Annotated in this window: 22 protein-coding genes and 2 riboswitches; of the genes, 20 read left to right on the forward strand and 2 right to left on the reverse strand. The window is 50.4% G+C overall.

Annotated elements, in window-relative coordinates:
- Window positions 1–215 precede the first annotated feature (215 nt).
- Genes L691_RS0112695 through L691_RS0112705 form a run of 3 tightly spaced genes read left to right on the forward strand, consistent with a single transcriptional unit; the run spans window position 216 to window position 3,239 of the window.
- On the forward strand, window positions 216–1,127 hold the full coding sequence (locus tag L691_RS0112695) for a LysR family transcriptional regulator (RefSeq protein WP_025690890.1): 912 nt from the start codon (window positions 216–218) through the stop codon (window positions 1,125–1,127).
- Between the two features lie 50 nt (window positions 1,128–1,177).
- Complete coding sequence (locus tag L691_RS28790) at window positions 1,178–2,086, forward strand: tyrosine-type recombinase/integrase (RefSeq protein WP_036736894.1); 909 nt, start codon at window positions 1,178–1,180, stop codon at window positions 2,084–2,086.
- 55 nt (window positions 2,087–2,141) lie between these two features.
- Window positions 2,142–3,239 (forward strand): DUF3900 domain-containing protein, encoded by a 1,098-nt coding sequence (locus tag L691_RS0112705; RefSeq protein WP_025690891.1) that lies wholly within the window; start codon window positions 2,142–2,144, stop codon window positions 3,237–3,239.
- Between the two features lie 98 nt (window positions 3,240–3,337).
- On the opposite strand, the gene L691_RS0112710 is transcribed toward L691_RS0112705, so the two are convergent.
- Complete coding sequence (locus L691_RS0112710) at window positions 3,338–4,267, reverse strand: L-lactate dehydrogenase (protein ID WP_025690892.1); 930 nt, start codon at window positions 4,265–4,267, stop codon at window positions 3,338–3,340.
- Window positions 4,268–4,595: 328 nt separating this feature from the next.
- On the opposite strand from L691_RS0112710, the gene L691_RS0112715 reads away from it, so the two are divergent.
- The 10 genes from L691_RS0112715 to murB all read left to right on the forward strand — a co-directional run bounded on the left by L691_RS0112715 (window position 4,596) and on the right by murB (window position 14,366).
- Window positions 4,596–5,891 (forward strand): WD40/YVTN/BNR-like repeat-containing protein, encoded by a 1,296-nt coding sequence (locus L691_RS0112715; RefSeq protein WP_025690893.1) that lies wholly within the window; start codon window positions 4,596–4,598, stop codon window positions 5,889–5,891.
- A gap of 202 nt (window positions 5,892–6,093) precedes the next feature.
- A complete protein-coding gene (locus tag L691_RS32810; RefSeq protein ID WP_169733350.1) occupies window positions 6,094–6,270 on the forward strand; it encodes a hypothetical protein in 177 nt (58 codons plus the stop codon).
- Window positions 6,271–6,478: 208 nt separating this feature from the next.
- Window positions 6,479–6,880 (forward strand): DUF2500 domain-containing protein, encoded by a 402-nt coding sequence (locus L691_RS0112725; protein WP_084654118.1) that lies wholly within the window; start codon window positions 6,479–6,481, stop codon window positions 6,878–6,880.
- Between the two features lie 256 nt (window positions 6,881–7,136).
- Complete coding sequence (locus L691_RS0112730; protein ID WP_025690895.1) at window positions 7,137–7,559, forward strand: cell wall hydrolase; 423 nt, start codon at window positions 7,137–7,139, stop codon at window positions 7,557–7,559.
- Window positions 7,560–7,636: 77 nt separating this feature from the next.
- Entirely contained in the window at window positions 7,637–8,011 is a 375-nt protein-coding gene (gene gerQ / locus L691_RS0112735) for a spore coat protein GerQ (protein WP_232229176.1), read from the forward strand.
- Between the two features lie 302 nt (window positions 8,012–8,313).
- Complete coding sequence (locus L691_RS0112745; RefSeq protein WP_025690897.1) at window positions 8,314–9,630, forward strand: hemolysin family protein; 1,317 nt, start codon at window positions 8,314–8,316, stop codon at window positions 9,628–9,630.
- Between the two features lie 129 nt (window positions 9,631–9,759).
- Entirely contained in the window at window positions 9,760–10,497 is a 738-nt protein-coding gene (locus tag L691_RS0112750) for a DsbA family protein (RefSeq protein WP_051459365.1), read from the forward strand.
- Window positions 10,494–10,964: a disulfide oxidoreductase gene (locus L691_RS0112755; protein ID WP_025690899.1), complete on the forward strand. Its 471-nt coding sequence runs from the start codon at window positions 10,494–10,496 to the stop codon at window positions 10,962–10,964. The genes L691_RS0112750 and L691_RS0112755 overlap by 4 nt, the downstream gene beginning before the upstream one ends.
- Before the next feature lie 178 nt (window positions 10,965–11,142).
- A riboswitch (cyclic di-AMP (ydaO/yuaA leader) is annotated at window positions 11,143–11,302 on the forward strand.
- 125 nt (window positions 11,303–11,427) lie between these two features.
- Window positions 11,428–13,245 carry an APC family permease gene (locus tag L691_RS0112760; RefSeq protein ID WP_025690900.1) on the forward strand — a complete coding sequence of 606 codons (1,818 nt, stop codon included), beginning with the start codon at window positions 11,428–11,430 and terminating at the stop codon, window positions 13,243–13,245.
- Between the two features lie 188 nt (window positions 13,246–13,433).
- Entirely contained in the window at window positions 13,434–14,366 is a 933-nt protein-coding gene (gene murB, locus L691_RS0112765; RefSeq protein WP_025690901.1) for a UDP-N-acetylmuramate dehydrogenase, read from the forward strand.
- A 157-nt stretch (window positions 14,367–14,523) separates the two neighbouring features.
- Here the strand turns inward: murB and L691_RS0112770 are convergent, their stop codons facing one another.
- Complete coding sequence (locus L691_RS0112770) at window positions 14,524–14,817, reverse strand: ArsR/SmtB family transcription factor (RefSeq protein WP_025690902.1); 294 nt, start codon at window positions 14,815–14,817, stop codon at window positions 14,524–14,526.
- 158 nt (window positions 14,818–14,975) lie between these two features.
- Window positions 14,976–15,014: riboswitch (PreQ1 riboswitch) on the forward strand.
- Window positions 15,015–15,147: 133 nt separating this feature from the next.
- Between L691_RS0112770 and queF the strand changes: the two genes are divergently transcribed.
- The 7 genes from queF to L691_RS0112805 form a co-directional block, all read left to right on the forward strand.
- Complete coding sequence (queF, locus tag L691_RS0112775) at window positions 15,148–15,648, forward strand: preQ(1) synthase (RefSeq protein ID WP_025335111.1); 501 nt, start codon at window positions 15,148–15,150, stop codon at window positions 15,646–15,648.
- 14 nt (window positions 15,649–15,662) lie between these two features.
- Window positions 15,663–16,325, forward strand: coding sequence for a 7-cyano-7-deazaguanine synthase QueC (gene queC, locus L691_RS0112780; protein WP_025690903.1), 663 nt, complete (start codon window positions 15,663–15,665; stop codon window positions 16,323–16,325).
- Complete coding sequence (gene queD / locus L691_RS0112785; RefSeq protein WP_025690904.1) at window positions 16,325–16,804, forward strand: 6-carboxytetrahydropterin synthase QueD; 480 nt, start codon at window positions 16,325–16,327, stop codon at window positions 16,802–16,804. Before queC ends, queD begins: the two co-directional genes overlap by 1 nt.
- Window positions 16,801–17,526 (forward strand): 7-carboxy-7-deazaguanine synthase QueE, encoded by a 726-nt coding sequence (gene queE / locus L691_RS0112790; protein WP_025690905.1) that lies wholly within the window; start codon window positions 16,801–16,803, stop codon window positions 17,524–17,526. The genes queD and queE overlap by 4 nt, the downstream gene beginning before the upstream one ends.
- 407 nt (window positions 17,527–17,933) lie before the next feature.
- The gene (locus L691_RS0112795; protein ID WP_025690906.1) at window positions 17,934–18,719 is read left to right on the forward strand and encodes an ABC transporter permease; all 786 of its coding nucleotides are present in this window, start codon (window positions 17,934–17,936) and stop codon (window positions 18,717–18,719) included.
- Between the two features lie 37 nt (window positions 18,720–18,756).
- On the forward strand, window positions 18,757–19,533 hold the full coding sequence (locus tag L691_RS0112800; protein ID WP_025690907.1) for an ABC transporter permease: 777 nt from the start codon (window positions 18,757–18,759) through the stop codon (window positions 19,531–19,533).
- A 39-nt stretch (window positions 19,534–19,572) separates the two neighbouring features.
- Window positions 19,573–20,236: ABC transporter substrate-binding protein (locus tag L691_RS0112805; protein ID WP_025690908.1), on the forward strand; the 664-nt coding region annotated here is incomplete at its 3' end.

The raw sequence follows: 20,236 nt of genomic DNA on the forward strand, positions 1-20,236 counted from the left end.
GGAACGATCAGAACCCCCGATCCTAGCACCGCACCAATATAAAGGGCGATCGCCTGCGGCATCCCGATATGGTTTTGCAGGGAATTGGACTCATTCATTAAATTTCATCCAGCCTTTCTTGTCTTTTGTTTCAGAGTATCAGATAATGGTTCTATTGGAAAAACGGAATGTTTAGATACCATCCATTCAAAATTCCGATGGAAGGGAGCGTGCCAATGGAATCCCGTCATCTTTTTACTTTTCTGGTCGTGGTGGAAGCAGGCAGCTTCACGCGTGCCGCCCAGAAGCTCGATTATGCCCAGTCCAGCATTACGGCGCAAATCCAGACGCTTGAGAGCGAGCTGGGCCAGCCGTTGTTTGACCGAATCGGCAAAAAAATCACCTTAACCGACGCCGGGCGCCGCCTGCTGCCATATGCCCAGGAGATTTCCAAAATGCATGCGATGGCCGAGAACGCGCTGCGCTCGCAAAGCGGCATCGGCGGATCGCTCAAGATCGGCGCGCCCGAATCTCTCGCGGCTTTTCGGCTGCCCGGCATTATCCGCGAATTTAGAGGGAGGTTCCCTCAGGTGGAAATGATCCTGAAGCCCGGTTACTGCTGGGAGCTGCAGGAGATGATCCGGTCGGGCGAGCTGGATCTGGCATTTCTGCTGCAGCCCGAGCGGGACGATAAGGATCTCTATATCGAGACGCTGGTGCATGAGGAAATGGCGCTGGTCGCTCCGGTGAATCACCGCTTGGCCCATCGTTCCACGGTCCAGCCGTCCGATCTTAAAGAGGAGACGATTCTGCATACCGAGACGGGTTGTTCGTACCGGCTGCTGTTCGAGCAGCATTTGAATGCGCATGGAGTGTACCCGGACCCGAAGCTGGAGTTCTGGAGCATCGAAGCCATCAAGCAGTGTGTCATGGCCGGTCTGGGCATTTCTTTCCTGCCGCTCGTTACGGTACAGAAAGAGCTTGCGGAGGGTACGATGGCGCGGCTAAACTGGGATGACGAATCCCAGCGTGTGGCGACTCAGGTTGCCTATCACCGGAAGAAATGGAAATCTCCTGCGCTGGATGCGTTTATGGAAACGGTGCGGCAGCATGCCCTAGGGTGGCATCGGCAAGGCGTTCACGGTTAAGCTAGGATCTGCTATAATAAGGGGTCGAAACAAGGGAGGAGGGAGCTTGGATGGACGAAGCTCTGCTTGGATATGAAGAAGAACTCGAAGCCTTTATCATCTGGATGAAGGACGCGGGCTACACGGCCTATACCCAGAAATCGTATCTTGCGGATGTGCGGCAGTTCTTGAACAGTCTGAACGGGAAAAAGCTGAACACCGTCAAAAAGCTGCACGTAATCTCCTTCCTTACCTCCATGCGCGAACGCGGAGTCAGCGACACGACAAGGAACCGCAAGCACGCTTCCATCAGCTGCTTCTTCAAATCGCTGATTGAGCTTGAACTGCTGACCGGCAACCCCGCAGCGGGCATCAAAAAGTCCAAGACCGAGAAGAACCGGGAGCCGGTCTATCTGGAAGAGGACGACATTCGGCGGTTTCTGGCAAAAGTGGACGGTAAATATAAAGAACGGAATCTGGCCGTTTTTTTGCTGATGGCCTATATGGGTCTGCGCGTCGGGGAGATACATACATTGAATTTGGGAGACTATCATCCGGAGCGGCGGATGCTTCGCGTATTCGGCAAAGGCCGGAAATGGCGTAATGTTCCCGTACCCGGGGATGTCGCTCCCTATCTGGACAATGCTCTTGCGGAACGGCTGACGCCGTGGCGCGGAAGCAGGGAAGAGGCGATGTTCATTTCGCAAAAAGGGCGCAGGCTCTCGATCCGGGCCATTCAGGGCATTGCTTCCGAGACCTTTCAGCGCTTCCAGAGCGGAATTCCGGCTGCCCGCCGGCGTGCTTTTTCCAGCCATAAATTGCGGCACTCCTTTGCCACGATGCTGCTAAGAAAGGGTGCGGATTTGCGGACCGTGCAGGAGCTGCTCGGACATTCCTCCATACAGACGACAACGGTATACACCCATATCACGGACAAGGAAAAAGAAGAGGCCATGTCCCGCCTGCAGCTCCAGCTATAATAGATAACATGACAGAATGCCGACGTACGGTGAACAGGAAATGAGGTTGCATTAGATGAAATTCAATGTCCAATTTCTGTCCTTTTATGTGATTCAAGTGGAAGGAAATGAGGGGCAAGGCGCGAAATCTTACAAGCATTACCAGACTATGGATGAGGAAGAGTATGAGCACAGTGAGATCAAGAAGTTTCTTGACGGTGAGTTTACACGGACAGCCAAGCGCAAAGTGGAGAAGAATCCGAACTCGGAGCAGGCGCCGACCAAGATCGGACGCTTTCTGGTAGAGCCGGGTTATGATCTTGACAGCAATCCTAATTTCAATCAGCTCACGCGGCTGCGCGCGGCGGAAGATGTGGAATCCTTTCACCAATTCGGTGACGATCTCGTCCGAAGCTATCTGGATACGAGCGCCGTTCGCGGGGGAGCGCTTATTCTTTCTCAGGCCGTGCTGCGTACCCATGGCGACGACCCGTTCGTGTTCATCATGAAATGCGATTTCGAGTCCAAAATTGCCCGTATTTCCGATGAGCGCAGTCTGATCAGCGAGGTGGAAATGGCGATCAGCGCCCGCAACATGAAGTCGATTCAATATCCTTATATGCTGGAGGAAGGCATGTTCGAGGAATGGGAACTCAAAATCCACCAGTCTTCGCATGCCCGTTACTTTGAGGATTTTCTGAAGTTCGTCACCTATGAGCAGTCGATTCCCGAAATTGTGAACGACCAGGTTATGGGGTATGTACAGAGCTATGTGGAGACCAAATGGCCGGACGAGACCCATGAAGAGCGCCAGCAGATCGAGCGTGACCTGGAGCTTTGGGCCGCAAGCGAGAAGCGCGATATCCAGCATAAGTGGGAGCCTGAGGAAGTGATCGAGGCGGCTTCGCGGATTATTGACATCAAGCCGGAAATCGAACTGAAATTCAAAATCGGCGACACCTATATCAAAGGGTTCCTGGCGGATTATGGAGACAAGATCCATATTGCCACGTTTGGCGACCGCTATGCGCTTGTAATTGAAGGGTCTTCTTTTACTTTTGACAAAGGATTTTCGCCTGTGGAGCTGCTGCAGCCGGAGCCCTTTGCACAGTTGGCGGACAGGCTTCTGGATAAAAAATGGCCAGCGGATGAAGAAGGACCCAGCGAGGAATAGGCAATCATCTGTTATATTGAACCTAAAAAAGAAGCCCCTGGCAGTTATGCGCTTGGCGGCTTCTTCTGTTTGCGCTTTATGGTGACGCGCCGTTTGAGTTACAGCTCCAGCTTCGCGATTTCGGCCTTAAGCTTCTCGGCAGATTGCTGGAACAGTGCTTGCTCTTCCTCGCTCAGCGGCATCTTCAGCACCTCGCGAACCCCGGAACGGTCCACAATGCATGGAGCACCGAGGAATACATCTGAAACGCCGTTATAGTTGTTCAGAAGTGTAGAAACGTTCAGTACGGCTCCTTCGTTGCTGAGGATGGCTTCTACAATCCGGTCCAGCGCGAGCGCGATGGCGTAAGAAGTTGCTCCCTTGGCATTAATAATTTCATAAGCGGCGTTCTTCGTATTTTGGTAAATTTCTTCCCGGGTCTCATCGTTAAAGCCGAGCTCGATGCCGCCGCTGATGTTGGCAAGGCTCCATACGGGCACCTCGGAGTCACCGTGCTCGCCGATGATGGAACCGTGAATGCTGCGCGGGTCGATCTCTTTATGCTTTCCGATCAGGTAACGGAAACGGGCGCTGTCCAGCACGGTCCCGGAACCGATAACACGTCTGCGGTCGAAGCCGCTGATTTCCAGCGTAGCGTAAGCGAGAATATCAACCGGATTGGTTGCAATCAGTAAAATGGCGTGTGAATTATATTTCGTAATCTTTTGGATAATATCCCGGAAGATTGAAATGTTCTTGCGCAGCAGATCAATGCGTGTCTCGCCAGGCTTCTGTGAAGCGCCTGCGGTGACGATAATAATATCCGCATCCCGGCAGTCTTCGTAGGTTCCGGCCCACAATTTTACACCACCCGCAAAAGGCATGCCGTGGTTCATATCGAGCGCTTCGCCAAGCGCCTTTTGGTGATTAACATCAATGAGTACAAGTTCAGGCATGCGGCGGCGCAGCAGCAGGGTGTAGGCTGTCGTTGTACCGACTGCTCCGGTACCGATAACGACAACTCGATTTGGTTTGAAAGGGGGGGCCATAGTTCCATCTCCTTCGAATGATGTGAAATTTTTGTGTCCAATCTTAACCATCATATCTTCATTCGTTAGTCTTTTCAAGAACGTTCTTTTTAATCCATTACCCAATAACAACCGGAAGTGACAACGAAATTTGGAGAAGCAGCGCGTTTTTTTGTTTATAATGTCGCTTATTGTCATGAAAAAGGTGGGATTTCGACATCATCAAGACCTCGCCGCTTCGAGTTGAAGAGAACCGCTTTAGGGGATCAAAGCATATTTGCTGTTGGTGTTACGGGAAGCGTATAATCAGACGAGGATACTTCTATCAACGCCGAAAGGAGAGAGAGCATTGCCTTTTCCGGCTGTTCGCCTGAAACATTATAGGAAGTTACTTATCGTTCTGCTGGTCGTTCTGCTGGCTGCGCTGACCGTGGCATCCTGTTCGTCTCCCCCGCCGGAAACGAAACCGCAGCCGAAGCTGACGGAGCTGCCTGAGGAAGGGCAGACGATTACCCTGATTACGCCGGATGCAGGCAACATCTACTCTGCAAAAAAATCGAAATACCAAATCCAGACAAGGCTTACCGACTTTCAGCTGCTCAGCGAGTCGGAGGGACTGGCTTGGGGCGTAACCAAAAATGCATTGCGGCTATATTTAACCCGGGACAGCGGAAAGACATGGACCAATATTTCTCCCGCTTCGGCCGTCCAGTTCTCATCCAATCCCGTCTACGGGCAGGACATCTTTTTCACAGATCCCGGGAACGGATGGATTATACGGCAGGCTTTCGGAATGATGGAAACTACTGTGCTGCGGACCAGGGATGGGGGAAAGAGCTGGAAAATTTCATCTGTCAATCAAGGCGGCAGGATTTCATCCGCATATTTCGCTTCTCCCTTAAAGGGCTGGCTGTTGGCCACCTGGGACTCCGAGGGGAGCGGGGAGAGCAAGGCGCTATATATGACCGAAGACGGAGGAGCCACCTGGAAGACGATTATGCAAAATGATCAATTTTCTCCGAAATCCCTCCATCCGGCGATTCCGGTAGTTGGCGTTACCGGTGGTATGGTATTTCGGGATCGCGAGCATGGCTTGGTCACACTGAACAAATCCAAGACTCCAAAGCTGTACCACACCGTGGACGGCGGAGCCAGCTGGCATGAAGATAACACCTTTGCTTCCGCTGACGCTTTCAAGAACTATGATACGGTTAAGCTGGGACAACCCGAATTTTTCGGTACGAATAGCGGATGGATACCGGTAGCCGGCAGCAAGAAGGGCGTCGAAGGGACATTCTACGATGGCTTATTCACAACGGATGGAGGAGAAAAATGGATGTATTCTCCGCTTCATCTCGGTGTCCGGACAGGAATGAATGAGGATGTGCCCCCAACCTTTCTGGATGCGGACCTTGGCTGGATGCTGAATGGGAATCTTCTGTATCACACGACCAACCAAGGAAAAGACTGGAAAGCACTCCCGCCCAGCGATGTGCTTCAATCCAGGCTTACCATGTATCCGGAGATCGTCAAGCTTCAATTTATCTCGAAAGAGGTCGGTTGGCTGCTGATTGAAAAGAGCGATAACAAGCGGTCAATTCTTTTACAAACAACGAATGGCGGCGTCAATTGGCGAGTTCAGTAAAGAAGGCGTGCGTTCCAAATCTGAAAAGATAGGGATTCGCGCGCTTTTTAAATAGTCTAAAATTAACAATACAAAAATTATTTAAAATTTTCTTTTAAATGTGAAAATAATCACATTATCATCAAATCCCCTGTGATATATTTAACACATAGAGAGCAAGTTCATTTTTTCACAAACTAAACGATCGACAGGAGAGATTATAATGAAAACATTTGAAACGGATTTTGTAACCAAAAACCTGCTGCAGCTGTGCTACACCTGTGAAGATGCCCACCAATGCCAGACTGAAGAGCAATGCAGAGCCTGCTGGGCTGAGAACGGCATGATTCCGGAGCAAGAAGATGAAACCAAAAACTTCTTGAACCTGGTGCATGCATAATCTAATCATTGGACTCAAGGTTTAAGACCGCAAGTTTTCCTGAAATCCGGGAGAGCGTGCGGTCTTTTTAGTTGGATTAAAATCCTCGTTGTATGCGTATATGTCTGAAGCAGTAAGTATGCCGCAAAAGTAAAAGCATATAATGTAGGGATGCCCGGGTTGGCCGGTTGACTTGCGGGCGAAATACGGGAGGCGAGGGGGAATCGCTATGAAATTGGGACCGGACCCATCCTGGATGTTTGATTTTGCGGGCACGGTATTGCCGATCTTTGTCGTCGTGATGGCAGGCATTATCGCCTTGTCAGCCGGGAAAGGACTGCTTGGGTGGTTCAGGAACAACCGTCTGCCTGTGCTTACCGTTCCTGCCCGCATAGTGTCTAAGCGCAGCGAGATCAGACAAAAGCCTCAGGATGACGGTAACATCGCCCGTGCAGTGATGATCCACTATTTGACCTTTGAGCTGGAAGACGGAGAGCGGGTGGAGTTCATGGTGAACGGGAGCGAATACGGCGTCAGCGCCGAGCGGGACCGGGGGCGCCTAACCTTTCAAGGCACTAGGTATCATGGTTTCAAGCGGGAACCCCATTATTCCTTTATGGACGAACGCTAGGTTCAAATATTTTTAAGCAGAGCAGGATTATTCAATATCCTCTGTTTCCGTTATGCGGATACGGGGGATATATTACATTTATAGGCATAAATGATGTATGATCCGGAAGATGATTTACGAGCCTTAAATACGGTAAGAGCACAAGTTCCTCCAAAAAAATGGCAGGGTAAAGTCACCACTTGGGCGTTCGCACATACAATACATCGTGCAATACAGAACGACTGCCTCTCAAGTGGCAATTGAAGGAGGAAAGCGCGTGGCCGTCATTAAGACCAATTCGGAAGGGGAAAAAGTTCTGGCCCGGCTAATGCGGGCGGAAGCGGAGGAAGACGGAGATCCCGGCATGCTGATGGTGGGTAATGTCGGAGTCAACCGGATACTGGGCAACTGTCTGGATTTTAGAAACATCAGGTCGATCGACGATATGGTATTTCAAAGTCCGGGCGGGTTTGAAGCACCGACCAAAGGATATTTCTACCAGCGTGCGAGGGAAAGGGATATTCGCCTTGCCAGACGCGCCATCGGAGGTGAAAGAACTCGCCCGGCCTCCAACGCCCTCTGGTTTTTCCGTCCCGTCGGCGAATGCCCGGCCACCTGGTTTAATCAGGAGAATACCGGCCGTTTCAAAGCTCATTGCTTTTTTCGGCCAACCCAAGGAGATTGCCCAGCCGTTTACTAAAAGACTCACCTATTATAAGGAGGTTATGATTCATGATTATGCAGCCCTATCGTCCCGTTACTTACACATACGGAAGCATGTCTACTTCCGGAATGCCGGCAGCCGGAAGCGTCCCCCCGCAGGTAGCAAGCGGAGGTGCGATGACGCCTACAGGTGCTGTTGTCTCGGGAGCGCAGCCCGCTTTCGAGCAATCCTACATCGAGAATATCCTGCGGCTTAACCTCGGCAAGGTCGGCACGTTCTATATGACCTACGAGAATAACAGCGAATGGAACGCCAAGATCTTCAAAGGCGTACTGGAGGCTGCTGGACGCGACCACATCATCATCAGTGATCCGACTACCGGCCAACGTACGATCCTGCTAATGGTCAATTTGGATTTTGCAACCTTTGACCAGCCCCTTGTGTACCAGTACCCGGGCGTCATCGGCGCTCCCCCGGTTACCCGTTGATCGAAATACCCGTCCAGTCCCGGCCTAACGGCGCGGGACTTTCTCTTTTCCGTGAGAAACCCTCAGGTAAACCGGACTGGGCTTAAATCCGCCTGGTTTGAAAGGAAGACGCATGCTTGCGGGAATGCCGGATATATTTATATAATAATGAATATCTTTATACCGGAATAAGCAAGGAGCTGAGTCTATTGGGAAATATGTAGCGAAAGGAATGGCTGCCAAGTTGGACGTCAATATTTGGATAAAACGAAGGAGGTGGGCCTACCCGCCGGCCTGACAAAAACGACGGGTAGGAGTAAAATTTGAGCGACCCTTTACCCGGTTTATTAAGAGTTGGTCTGATTATTCTTTTGGTGCTGTTAAACGGATTTTTCGTCTCTGTGGAGTACGCGATGGTGAAAGCGCGCGGAGGGCGGGTCGATTCCCTGGCTGAGGAAGGCAGCAAAAGAGCACTATCGGCGCAGGGCGTCATCCGCAATATGGACGCGTACCTCTCGGCCTGCCAGCTTGGCATCACCCTGGCTTCGCTGGCTCTGGGCTGGCTCGGAGAGCCTGTCATCGCGGCGCTGCTGTCACCGCTTTTGTCCGGATTCGGACTAGGCAGTACGGCAGTGCATGTATGTTCTGTTATCCTTGCCTTTTTATTTATCACCGTTCTTCACATTGTGCTTGGCGAACTGGCTCCGAAGTCGATTGCGGTTAACAAGGCCGAGACGGTGCTGCTGATGACAGCAGGACTGATCGGCGCCTTTTACAAGCTGATGTACCCCTTCATATGGGTGGTGAATGGTCTGGCACAGGGGCTTTTGCGAATGTTCAAGCTTGCGCCCGTTTCCGAGATGGGGACAGCGCATACAGAGGAAGAGATCCGGATTATTATGCAGGAAAGCAACAAGAGCGGACTGATCGATAATACCGAAATGGCTCTGGTGGACAATATTTTCGGATTTGCGGACACCACGGCCAGGGAAATCATGATTCCACGGACGGAAATGATCTGCCTTAACATTCAATCATCCGTCCAGGAAAATTTACAAATCGCTTTTGAAGGCATGCGGACGCGTTATCCGGTATGCGAGGGCGATAAAGACCACATTATCGGATTTATTCATATGAAGGATTTGATCCGGGAAAATACGGTGAACCTTAACGAATTGATTCGGCCGGTTCTGACGGTGCCTGAGTCGATCCAAATCAGCGCATTGCTGAAAACGATGCAAAAAGCGAAGACGCAAATCGCGATTCTGATTGATGAGTATGGAGGAACTTCAGGACTTGTTACCCTCGAGGACATTATGGAAGAGATCGTCGGGGAAATCCAGGACGAATTCGACCAGGAGCGCCCGGAAATCGAGAAGAATGGCGAGGAGGAATACTCTCTCGACGGCCTGCTGCTTATTGAAGAGGTGAACAGCCGATTCGATCTGCAGCTGGAAACGGAAGATTACGACACGATTGGCGGCTGGTTGTATTCCAGACTGGAAGCCAGTCCCCCGCATAAAGGGCAATTCGTCGAGTATGGAAGCCATCTGTTCATCATCGAGGAGACGGATAACAAGCGCATCTCTCGCATTAAGCTTCTGAAAATGGAGCAGCTGGCGGAAGAAGCGGGAGCCTGAAAGCAAGATTCATAGCTCTGAATCATATCAAGGGTACCTCTCTAAAGCGATGGCTATAGGGGTACCCTCTTTTAAGCTTACAATCATTTCATTTTTCGGGTCCATCAGGACAGAAAGGAAATTCCACCCTTGAGTAAATCGAAGAAAAACGGGACAAGCTCCTCATTCAAGAACAAGCAGGAAAGACGCCAGGCCGAGCTGGAGCGGCAGAAGAAGAAGACGCGTATTCTATTAATCGGAACGATCCTGCTCACGGTTGTTATTTTTGCCGGACTGTTCGTATTGGCTTCCAAAAATACGGGCAATTCGGCATCCTTTAATTACGATGAGCTTCCCAGACTTGGCAAGGCGGATGCGCCGGTCAAGCTGGTAGAGTTCGGCGATTTCAAATGTCCGGCCTGCGCCCGGTTCTCCGTCGGCATCAAACCGCTGCTTGTGCAAGAGTATATCGAGACTGGCAAGGCGGCGCTTTATTTTGTCAATATGTCCTTCATCGGGCCTGATTCCGAGACGGCTTCACTTGCCGCGCTGTCCGTTTATCATCAAAGTAGTGAAGCGTTCTGGGCCTATTACGATGCCCTCTATGCGAACCAGGGGGATGAGGATGCCGAGTGGGCGACCGAGGATTTCCTGGTAAAGCTTGCGCAAAACGAAAAGCTCCCCATCGATTATGATCTTTTGCGCAAAGATATTCAAAATCGCACGTATTCAGGCGAACTGAAAAGGGATAATGCGGTTGCAAATACCAATGATGTGAAAAGCACACCGTCGCTGTTTATTAACGGGATCAAGGCGAGTGATCCTCTCAACATTTCGGCGATTGCGGCAGAAATTGAGTCAGCGGCAAAGGCGGCTGAGGCGGAATGAGCGCATTCTCCACTTTTTTAAAGCGGCATTGTCTCTATTTGGCCTGGTTTGTCTCTTTGGTTGCCGTAGCAGGCAGCCTTTATCTGAGCGAAGTGTTAAAATACGAACCCTGCAAGCTGTGCTGGTTCCAGCGGATTTTTATGTACCCTCAAGTATTTCTTCTGGGCATCGCAACCTATCGTAATGACAAGCGGATTATTCCGTATGTGCTGCCGCTTTGCGTGGTAGGCGGAAGCATCTCCTTGTATCATTATGCGGAACAGAAAATTCCGGCGCTGGGCACAGTGGTTCCTTGTACCATCGGAGTTCCTTGCACGAAGGATTATCTCAATTTTTTTGGTTTTATCACCATTCCGCTGCTGGCGCTAACGGCTTTTGTGCTTATTTTTGTATTGTTGTGGAACGGCAGAGCACGCGAAGAGGAGATTTCCGAAGAAACTGGGGACGGGTTCACTCAGGTAGAGTAGAAGTTTTTTCATGTAACTGGCATAAAAACCCGTGCTGAAGGGATAATACAAGAGAATAAACGACATGAACATATCATGATTGAAATTTGCGTGATTTTAGTCGATTTTTCATTCCTTTTTCATTATTTTCACTGTTTACGGTTCTCACTTTATGGACTAATATTAGACCTTGTGAGAAGTTGAATATGCGCTGAATTTTCCAGTTAGGAAAAACGGGGGAACCAACTTGACCGCTAGGGTCGACGGGGTGAATCGGTGCCGGTTAAGTCAATCCGGCCCGTAGGGCTTCCACAGTCCGAATCCGCCAGCTAACCTCGTAAGCTACAGTGGGATAATGATCATGCATAAGCATGCGGTCATTTCCGCATGCTTATTTTTGTGCCCTTATTTTTGAAAATCCACGACTGAAAACGGCGCGCGGTACTACCGTTTCAACTCACCAAAGAGAGGAAATGTATCCAAAATGGTAAGCAGTGTAAAACGACTATTAATCGGTCGTCCCAGAAAATCAACCGAACTCGACCAGGAAAAGCTATCCAAACTGAAGGCACTTGCCGTTCTATCGTCAGATGCCCTTTCGTCCGTCGCTTACGGAACAGAGCAGATTTTGATCGTGCTGGTAGCTGCCGGTTTTACAGCCATCTGGTACTCTTTGCCCATTGCACTCGGTGTATTGGGATTGCTGGCGATTCTGATTTTATCTTACCGACAGACGATATTTTCCTATCCTCATGGCGGAGGCGCCTATATTGTTGCCAAGGATAATCTCGGCGTTTCGACAGGGCTTCTGGCCGGCGGTTCCCTGCTTGTGGACTACATTTTGACGGTTGCCGTTAGCGCCTCGGCCGGAACGGATGCGATCACTTCGGCATTTCCAAGTCTTCACGAACATTCAGTGGCCATTGCGATTACGGTGATTATCATACTGACCATAATTAACCTCCGCGGCGTTACCGAATCGGCATCCTTCATTGCCATCCCGGTCTATTTGTTCGTCTTGTCCATTGTGGTTCTGATCGTTTCCGGACTGATCAAATACGCGGCCGGCGGCGGTCATGCCGCTGTTCCCGAAATTGGCTCAGCCGTATCCAATGTCAGTCTATTCCTGCTTCTTAAGGCTTTCAGCTCCGGCTGTTCGGCCCTGACCGGGGTCGAGGCTGTATCCAATGCGATCCCGAACTTTAAGGCTCCTGCGGAGAAGAACGCCGCTAAGACACTGATGATGATGGGCCTCATTCTGGGATTCATGTTTACCGGCATTACGCTGCTGGCATACTGGTACGGCATTACCCCAAGTACAAAAGAAACGGTGGTTTCGCAAATTGCCGAATCGACCTTCGGACGGGGTGTCCTCTATTACGGCATTCAAGCGATAACGGCGGTAATCCTGTTCCTGGCCGCCAATACGGCTTACTCGGCCTTCCCGCTGCTGTCGTTCATGCTGGCGAAAGATAAATATTTGCCCCATGCCTTTATGGTTCGTGGCGACCGTCTCGGTTTCTCGAACGGTATTATTTTTCTCGGCGTGGCTTCGTCGCTGCTTGTGGCGGCATTTCACGGTGAAACCGGAAATCTGATTCCGCTTTATGCCGTCGGTGTATTTATCCCTTTCACTCTGTCCCAGCTCGGTATGATGGTGCGCTGGTTTAAGCTGAAGCCGGCCGGCTGGCAAGGCAAATTTGCCGTAAATACGGTTGGTATGCTTACAACTCTTACCATTACACTTATTTTTATCATCACCAAATTCGCGAACGTATGGGTAGCCTTTATTTTCCTTCCGATCGTGATGCTCATCTTCCTCCGCATTCACCGTCATTTTATGAATACGGCCGATGAGCTTCGGATTCAGCTGGATAAGGATAAGCCGGTGATCAAGGGAAGTACGATCGTTATTCCGGTATCCGCTGTAACCCGGGCGGTGCTTAATTCAATCAGCTATGCGAAATCGCTGACGGACAATGTGGTTGCCGTATACATCGGCTTTGACGAGGAAGAGATTCGCAAAATGGAACAGAAATGGGAGGAGTGGGACCCCGGAGTGCGTCTTATCGTGCTTCGTTCAAGGTACCGGAGTGTCTTGCGCCCGCTGGTCAAATTTATCGATACGGTGGAATGGAAGACCGCTTCGACGGACCATATAACCATTCTGATCCCGCAATTTATCACCAAGCACTGGTGGCAGGCCATCCTGCATAATCAGACGAGTGTCTTTATCCGGACTTATCTGATGAACAATAAGGATATCGTTGTTGCGACGGTGCCGTATCATCTGAACAAATAACCCCGGCGGATCATCCGGGTAAAGGAAAACTGCTGTGGGAGCGGGAGCAGGGGCCTGATTGGTCAGGAGTTTTTCCGTCCCGCAAACTTAAATAAGTGTATAGGGCTCCCATCATTGACAAGGGAGCCTGTTCGTTGTTAAAGTTGGGGATGCCTGAATATATGCAAAACAGATAAAGGAGCAGACCCATGGATATCGGGAAAATTCAAGAAGAACTGGAGAGGCTTGTTCCGAATGGGATCATTAAAAGCCACGAATCGCTTAAACCGCATGTCTTTACTCAAATGGGCGGCAGCGCCGATATTCTGGCATCCCCCTCGACTTACGAAGAGATTCAAGCGATCGTTACATATGCTGCTGAAAAAGGCGTTGCGCTTACCATATTAGGAAATGGATCGAACGTGATTATCAGAGATGGAGGGGTTCGCGGTATCGTCCTGCACACGGCCAGTTTAAGCGGGATCAGCGTGGAGGATCATGTGATCATCGCCCAGTGCGGCGCGCAGATTATCGAGACGTCCCGTTTTGCCTTGGAGCATAAGCTGGCAGGTCTGGAATTTGCCTGCGGGATTCCCGGCACGGTCGGAGGCGCGCTGTATATGAATGCCGGCGCATACGGCGGGGAAGTGGCGGATGTGCTGCAAAGCGCGCTTGTTGTTGACAAGAACGGGGCGATAGTGAGGCTGGAAGGCGATGCTCTGAAATGGGGATACCGGACCAGCGTATTCTCAAGCGGAGATTATCTTATTTTGGAAGCCCGGTTCGCCTTAAAGCCCGGAAACTACGATGAAATTAAGGCATCGATGGATAAGCTGACCGAAATGCGGGAATCCAAGCAGCCTTTGGAATACCCTTCTTGCGGCAGTGTCTTTAAACGTCCTCCGGGACGGTATGCGGGTCAACTGATTCAGGAAAGCGGACTTCAGGGAACAAGAATCGGTGGAGCCGAAGTTTCGAAGAAGCATGCGGGGTTCATCATTAATGCGGATAACGCGACGGCAAGCGATTATATTGGGTTAATTCAGCATGTAAGAGAGACAGTAAAGGATAAATTCGGCATTGAACTGGAAACGGAAGTCAAGATCATCGGGGATGAGCCGCGAGCAGAAGAACAACCGTAACATGAAAGGCTGGCTATACCGCAAAAAGCTGCAGGGATTTGTGATCCCGGCAGCTTTTTTCCGTCTTACTCTCATTCGAACATTCAGTAGGATGGGAAGAAGAGGACTGATCAGAAAGGTATCCGTGCCTATAGCGAACATGACCAGAAAGACCGGATCACAAGGAATCCAGGAATCCGGGCAAATAAGTGTCGAATGTCACATAATGAAGCTGTATGTATTTGGTCTGAGCTTCCTTTCGGACAAGAATCAGCCCTGCCTCCCTCAGGGTGCGGAAATGGTAAGAGGCGTTCGATTTGGAAGCTTCACAGCGTTCCCCGATCTCTCCGCAGTTCAGTTCAGTACGGCTGCCCTTTAGGGTGCGAATGATCTGCAGACGGGTAGGATCGGCCAGAGCCTTGAAGATGCGCACACGTTGTTCGTCAGAAGCGGCAAGTTGTTCAATAGTCATAGAACCATTATATCGTCATGCGGCTGCCTGTCAATCGGAATGTCATAATGTTTCCTATACGATTTTTGGCGGACTGTGTGTCTTGTGTAACTGAAGTTCATGTGATATAGTTCTAAACGCATGAATAATAATTGTAGAAGAAAATCTGCGGCAATGCCGCAGGAGAGGTTCGCAAACTCCCTCTATAAAAAACTAAGATCCGATATGCCCGAACATGGGTATGTCCATTTTTCACGTTCTTAGTCTAACATGGATCAGGTTTGATGAAATCTCGTTCTTCTTTCCGAATACCGGCAGAGGATGCCGAAGGAAAAGAGAGGGATTTTTTTTATGTCCGAAGGAAGATTGAAAGAAGAAATGCCGGACGTTACGCTGCTGGGCAACCAGGGAACGCAGTATAAGTTCGGCTATGCGCCCGAAGTGCTGGAGACGTTCGATAACAAGCATCCCGGCAGGGATTATTTTGTAAAGTTCAACTGTCCGGAATTTACGAGCCTGTGTCCTGTGACCGGCCAGCCCGATTTTGCCACTCTGTATATTTCGTATATTCCCGAGATCAAGATGGTTGAGTCCAAATCACTCAAGCTGTATCTGTTCAGCTTCCGCAATCACGGCGATTTTCACGAAGACTGCGTCAACATCATCATGAACGATCTGATCAAGCTGATGGACCCCCGCTACATCGAGGTATGGGGCAAGTTCACCCCGCGCGGCGGCATTTCCATTGATCCTTACTGCAACTATGGCCGACCGGGAACCAAATATGAGGCAATGGCCGAGCACCGGCTGCTGAATCATGATTTGTACCCGGAGACAATCGACAACCGATAAGGAGAGATTCGAACATGAACAAAAAAGCGCTGGTCGTCTTCAGCGGCGGACAGGACAGCACAACGTGCCTGGTGTGGGCTCTGAAGCAGTTTGAAGAAGTTCAGGTCGTGACCTTTAATTATAATCAGCGGCATGCGGCGGAAATTGAAGTCGCCAAGGAAATCGCCGCCCATTTTAATGTCAAACAGCATATTCTGGATCTGGGCCTACTGAATCAACTTGCGCCGAATGCTCTGACCCGCGGGGATATCGAGATTAAGGCGGGAGAGGACGGGGAGCTTCCGAGCACATTTGTCGACGGGCGAAATTTATTGTTCCTGTCATTCGCGGCGATTCTAGCCAAACAGTTATCCTACAATCATATTGTCACCGGCGTATGCCAGACGGACTTCAGCGGCTACCCCGACTGCCGGGACGTGTTTGTAAAGTCTTTGAACGTTACGCTCAACCTCTCGATGGATTACGAATTCGTGATTCACACCCCGCTGATGTGGCTGGACAAAAAAGAAACCTGGCAGCTCGCCGATGAACTCGGCCAGTTCGAATATATCCGCGAGCATACGCTGACCTGCTATAACGGAATCAAAGGGAGCGGCTGCGGCGAATGTCCCGCCTGCCAGCTGCGAAGCCGCGGTCTTCAGCAGTATGAAGAGGTTAGAAAGACGGTGGACCGCTGATGCTGGGCGAAGTTACGGTATGCAAAATCTTTTCGTTCGACGCGGCGCATCAACTGGTCGGGCATAAAGGGAAATGCGCCAACGTCCACGGACACACCTATAAGCTGGAGGTTGTGCTGAAGGGCAAGCCGGTCGCGGAGAAAGGACGTTCCGACGAAGGCTTTGTCGCCGACTTCGGCGACATTAAAGCGCTGGTGAAGGAGCATGTCGTTGATAAGCTGGACCATGCCTTTCTCGCCAAAGGTGACGAGCCCGTTCTGGAGAGCCTTAAGGCGAGCGGCTCGAAGACGGAGGTGCTGTCTTTCCGTACGACGGCCGAGAATCTGGCAAGCTACATCGTCTATACGCTGAAGAGGAGCGGCCTGCCCGTATATTCCGTCAAACTGTGGGAGACGCCGACCGCTTGGGCTGAGGTCTTAGCCGCAGATATCCCTGAAGAAGGCCCGTCGTACCGGCTATATGGAGGCTGCGACTTATGAGCGCGAAAATACCGGTAATCGAAATGTTCGGACCAACGATTCAGGGAGAAGGGGCGGTCATCGGCCTTAAGACAATGTTCGTCCGCACCTACGGCTGCGACTACCGCTGTTCCTGGTGCGATTCCGCCTTTACCTGGGACGGCAGCGGGAAAGACAAGCGGGTCATGATGGACGCGGAAGAGATTATGTCCGGACTGACGGAGCTTGGAGGCGACCGTTTCGACTGTGTGACGATTTCCGGCGGCAATCCGGCGCTGATCGATGAAGGGCTGTCCGAGCTGATCGACCTGCTTCACGAACGCGGCATCAAGGCGGCGATTGAAACCCAGGGCAGCCGCTGGCAGGACTGGTTCCTGAAGGTGGACGCGCTTACGATCAGTCCGAAGCCGCCAAGCTCGGGGATGTCTACCGATTGGGAAGTGCTGGACAGCATTATGGAGCGTGTTCGCACAAGCGGGAAGGGCGCTCACAGCTTGAAGGTCGTCGTCTTTGACGACGAGGACTACGAGTATGCCGTTCAGGTGCATCACCGTTATCCGGATGTTCCGTTCTTTCTCCAGCCAGGGAACGAAAATGTTACGGAAGAAGGCGACATATCGGCGCGTCTGCTGAACAAGCTGGAGTGGCTGTTCGAGAAAGTGATTGCCGATCCAGAGATGAACGCCGCCCGTGTTCTCCCTCAGCTGCATGCATTGATCTGGCACAACAAGCGGGGAAAATAATTTAGGCGTGTGGTTGACTGCCACCACGTGTCGCCCCGCCGCGCGCTGGGAGCTGCACGCGGTGCAGAAGTTATTCATACAGTCAGCTTCATTTGTCTGTGAAAAATGTTTCTTTTTTCTGAAAATGTATCTTATTTATTACAGCTTGTTGACAGTGTAAGATGATCGATTGACAGTTCAGCAGGCAATCATTTAGGATGTAAATTAAATAATTCCGATAAAAAAAGTAAGGATTTATCGAAGCTGACTGGATCGCCAGAGGCCGGACCCCAGACCTGTACACAGGTTGTGGGGCCGGCCTTTTGCTTTTTAAAGAGGTCAGCTTAACCGGATGGAGGAGGGGAAGCAGCAGGGGGTTGGATTTATTTGAACACCAATTATAATCATCAGAATGGACTGATCATCACATGCTTAAGGCTTTAAAGTCGATTCATCATGCGCTGACAAGCTACTATCTGTTTTTTTTACTCATCATCATTTGGGAGATTGCTCCCAGGCTTGGATGGGTCAGCGCCGTCTTTGTCCCTCCCTTTTCCAGAGTTCTAAAAGTAGGGGCGGATTTGGGAATAGGAAATATTCTGCTGTATATCGCAATAAGTCTGAAAAGGGTGTTCGTGGGGTTCTTTATGTCGACCTTGTTGGCTCTGCCTCTCGGATTTATCCTGGCTGGCGCGCTTCCATGGTTAGCCCGGTTTATTAGACCGTTCACCCTGTTTCTTTCCCAGATTCCGCCTTATATTCTCTTTCCGGTATTCGTCATTATTATCGGCATAGGCGAAGGGGGAATCTATACGGTTATCTTCTGGTCATCCTTTTGGCCGATTCTGTTCACTTCCATTGCCGGGATAAGCCAGGTTGATCCGCTTCTTGTCCGCGCAGCCAAAGCTATGAATGCCAGCCGTATTCAGATTTTTTTCAAGGTGGTGCTTCCGGCGGCTTTTCCGGCGATCATGACCGGTATGCGGACAGGCCTCACGATGAGCTTCTTTATGCTGATCGGCGCGGAGAGCATGGGGGCGGATAAAGGGCTGGGCTGGCTCATTCACAATGCGCAAAGTATGGGATTCATCGAACGGATTTATCTTGGGGCCTTGATCGTGGCTGTGGTCGGAGCGCTGCTGAATTTCGTTCTGGATTTTCTGGAAGAGAGTATCGTGGACTGGAAAGAGGTAGCAGAGGAACAGACCATTTAGCATCAAAAGACTTAATAGACAGTGAGGTAGCTTATACATGAGCTCGTTCTGGTCAGATGTAAGAAAATTTGCTTATGGAAGCATTCCGATTATCTTGTTCTTCATTTTCTGGGAGATCGGAGCGGGATGGGTGCCCAAGGGTGTAATTTCCCCGCCTTCAGAGGTTATTAGGAGTCTATGGACTGCGGCAACTTCGGATGTTTTGTTCACACAGACTGCAGTTAGCCTAGGAAGAGTGGGCATGGGCTTCGCTCTTTCCATTCTCGTTGCCCTTCCGTTAGGCTTTCTGCTCGGAACATTCTTCCAATCTGCCGAGAAGCTGCTGCTGCCCTTCTTTCGGATGTGCGAGAAATTGAACCCCTTTGCCATCATTCCTATATTTATGATTTTTTTCGGAATTGGCACAGCCGAGAAAGTGGCGGTGGTCTTCTGGGCGACCCTGTGGCCGCTGCTGTTCAATACGATGTCCGGCGCCAGAGCCGTTGACTATTCGCTTATACGTGCGGCGAGATCAATGGGTGCGACGAGACGGGAGCTTTTTCTCAAGGTAATCCTGCCCTATGCGCTTCCCAACATCTTTACCGGCGTTGAAATTGCGGCCCAATTATCCTTCTTCATGATTATCGCCTCGGAAGTCATTGGGGCAAGCACAGGACTGGGCTGGTACTATATCAGCGCCACAACCAAGTATCAGCTTCCGCTAATGTACGGCATCATTCTTTATATTACGGTGCTGTCCATCCTCATCAATCTTGCATTTGGCAGGTTGAAGAAGCATTTTCTGGTATGGAAAGAAGCCGTTCAAATTCATTAGAGGTTCAACATTAAAAATATTCTCAGGAGGTCAAAAGCAATGGCAAACAAGAAGAAGCAAAATTTCATTATTATCGGTTCTTTGGCGGTGGTTGTTGCCGCCGGGATCGGAATTGCAAGCTATTATGGAAGAACATCGGACACGATCCAAGGCGCGGCTGGCCTTAAAAATCTCAAGGATGCGAATTATAATGCTGCAAATTCTGGAAAAAAGGTAATCGCGCTTAAAACCGATACCAAATTGAATTGCTCCTCAACACCTTGGGTCATCGCCGAGAAAAAAGGATTCTTCGCGGAGGAAGGTCTTGAAATCAAATATACGGGTGAGCTGAAAACGGAGCAGAAGCTTCCGGCCATTCTGAACGGAACCAATGATATCGGCGGGACATTGCCGAATACATTGGCTACATATATTGCGGGAGGTGCCAAGGTCAAGGCCGTTACTTTGGGCGAGGTTGACCCGCCGGATAGCGTTGATCCCAAATTCCGTCATATGCGGTATGTAACGAGTGAGAAATTTGCCGGAAAAACATTGAAAGAGTACGTTGAATCGAAGAAGGGAGCCAAAATCACGGTCAGCGGTACGGCTCCGAATTGCAGCACCTTTATTTTCAATGAGGTTTTCAGAAATGCAGGACTGGACCCAAGCCAAATTCAATATGTCGCTTTTGAATCGGATACGGCTGCGATTCAAGCCGTTCAGC

It is taken from the genome of Paenibacillus zanthoxyli JH29 (assembly GCF_000520715.1).
In the GTDB taxonomy this organism is placed as follows: domain Bacteria; phylum Bacillota; class Bacilli; order Paenibacillales; family Paenibacillaceae; genus Paenibacillus_AQ; species Paenibacillus_AQ zanthoxyli.

Bases quoted from the DNA above. Each gene is read 5' to 3' on its own strand.
- L691_RS0112770 (WP_025690902.1), bottom strand. From the start codon at position 14,817: ATGACTATTGAACAACTTGCCGCTTCTGACGAACAACGTGTGCGCATC.
- L691_RS0112725 (WP_084654118.1), top strand. From the start codon at position 6,479: ATGAAATTGGGACCGGACCCATCCTGGATGTTTGATTTTGCGGGCACG.
- queC (WP_025690903.1), top strand. From the start codon at position 15,663: ATGAACAAAAAAGCGCTGGTCGTCTTCAGCGGCGGACAGGACAGCACA.
- murB (WP_025690901.1), top strand. From the start codon at position 13,434: ATGGATATCGGGAAAATTCAAGAAGAACTGGAGAGGCTTGTTCCGAAT.
- L691_RS0112755 (WP_025690899.1), top strand. From the start codon at position 10,494: ATGAGCGCATTCTCCACTTTTTTAAAGCGGCATTGTCTCTATTTGGCC.
- gerQ (WP_232229176.1), top strand. From the start codon at position 7,637: ATGTCTACTTCCGGAATGCCGGCAGCCGGAAGCGTCCCCCCGCAGGTA.
- queD (WP_025690904.1), top strand. From the start codon at position 16,325: ATGCTGGGCGAAGTTACGGTATGCAAAATCTTTTCGTTCGACGCGGCG.
- queF (WP_025335111.1), top strand. From the start codon at position 15,148: ATGTCCGAAGGAAGATTGAAAGAAGAAATGCCGGACGTTACGCTGCTG.
- L691_RS0112760 (WP_025690900.1), top strand. From the start codon at position 11,428: ATGGTAAGCAGTGTAAAACGACTATTAATCGGTCGTCCCAGAAAATCA.
- queE (WP_025690905.1), top strand. From the start codon at position 16,801: ATGAGCGCGAAAATACCGGTAATCGAAATGTTCGGACCAACGATTCAG.
- L691_RS0112710 (WP_025690892.1), bottom strand. From the start codon at position 4,267: ATGGCCCCCCCTTTCAAACCAAATCGAGTTGTCGTTATCGGTACCGGA.
- L691_RS0112795 (WP_025690906.1), top strand. From the start codon at position 17,934: ATGCTTAAGGCTTTAAAGTCGATTCATCATGCGCTGACAAGCTACTAT.
- L691_RS0112695 (WP_025690890.1), top strand. From the start codon at position 216: ATGGAATCCCGTCATCTTTTTACTTTTCTGGTCGTGGTGGAAGCAGGC.
- L691_RS32810 (WP_169733350.1), top strand. From the start codon at position 6,094: ATGAAAACATTTGAAACGGATTTTGTAACCAAAAACCTGCTGCAGCTG.
- L691_RS28790 (WP_036736894.1), top strand. From the start codon at position 1,178: ATGGACGAAGCTCTGCTTGGATATGAAGAAGAACTCGAAGCCTTTATC.
- L691_RS0112705 (WP_025690891.1), top strand. From the start codon at position 2,142: ATGAAATTCAATGTCCAATTTCTGTCCTTTTATGTGATTCAAGTGGAA.
- L691_RS0112800 (WP_025690907.1), top strand. From the start codon at position 18,757: ATGAGCTCGTTCTGGTCAGATGTAAGAAAATTTGCTTATGGAAGCATT.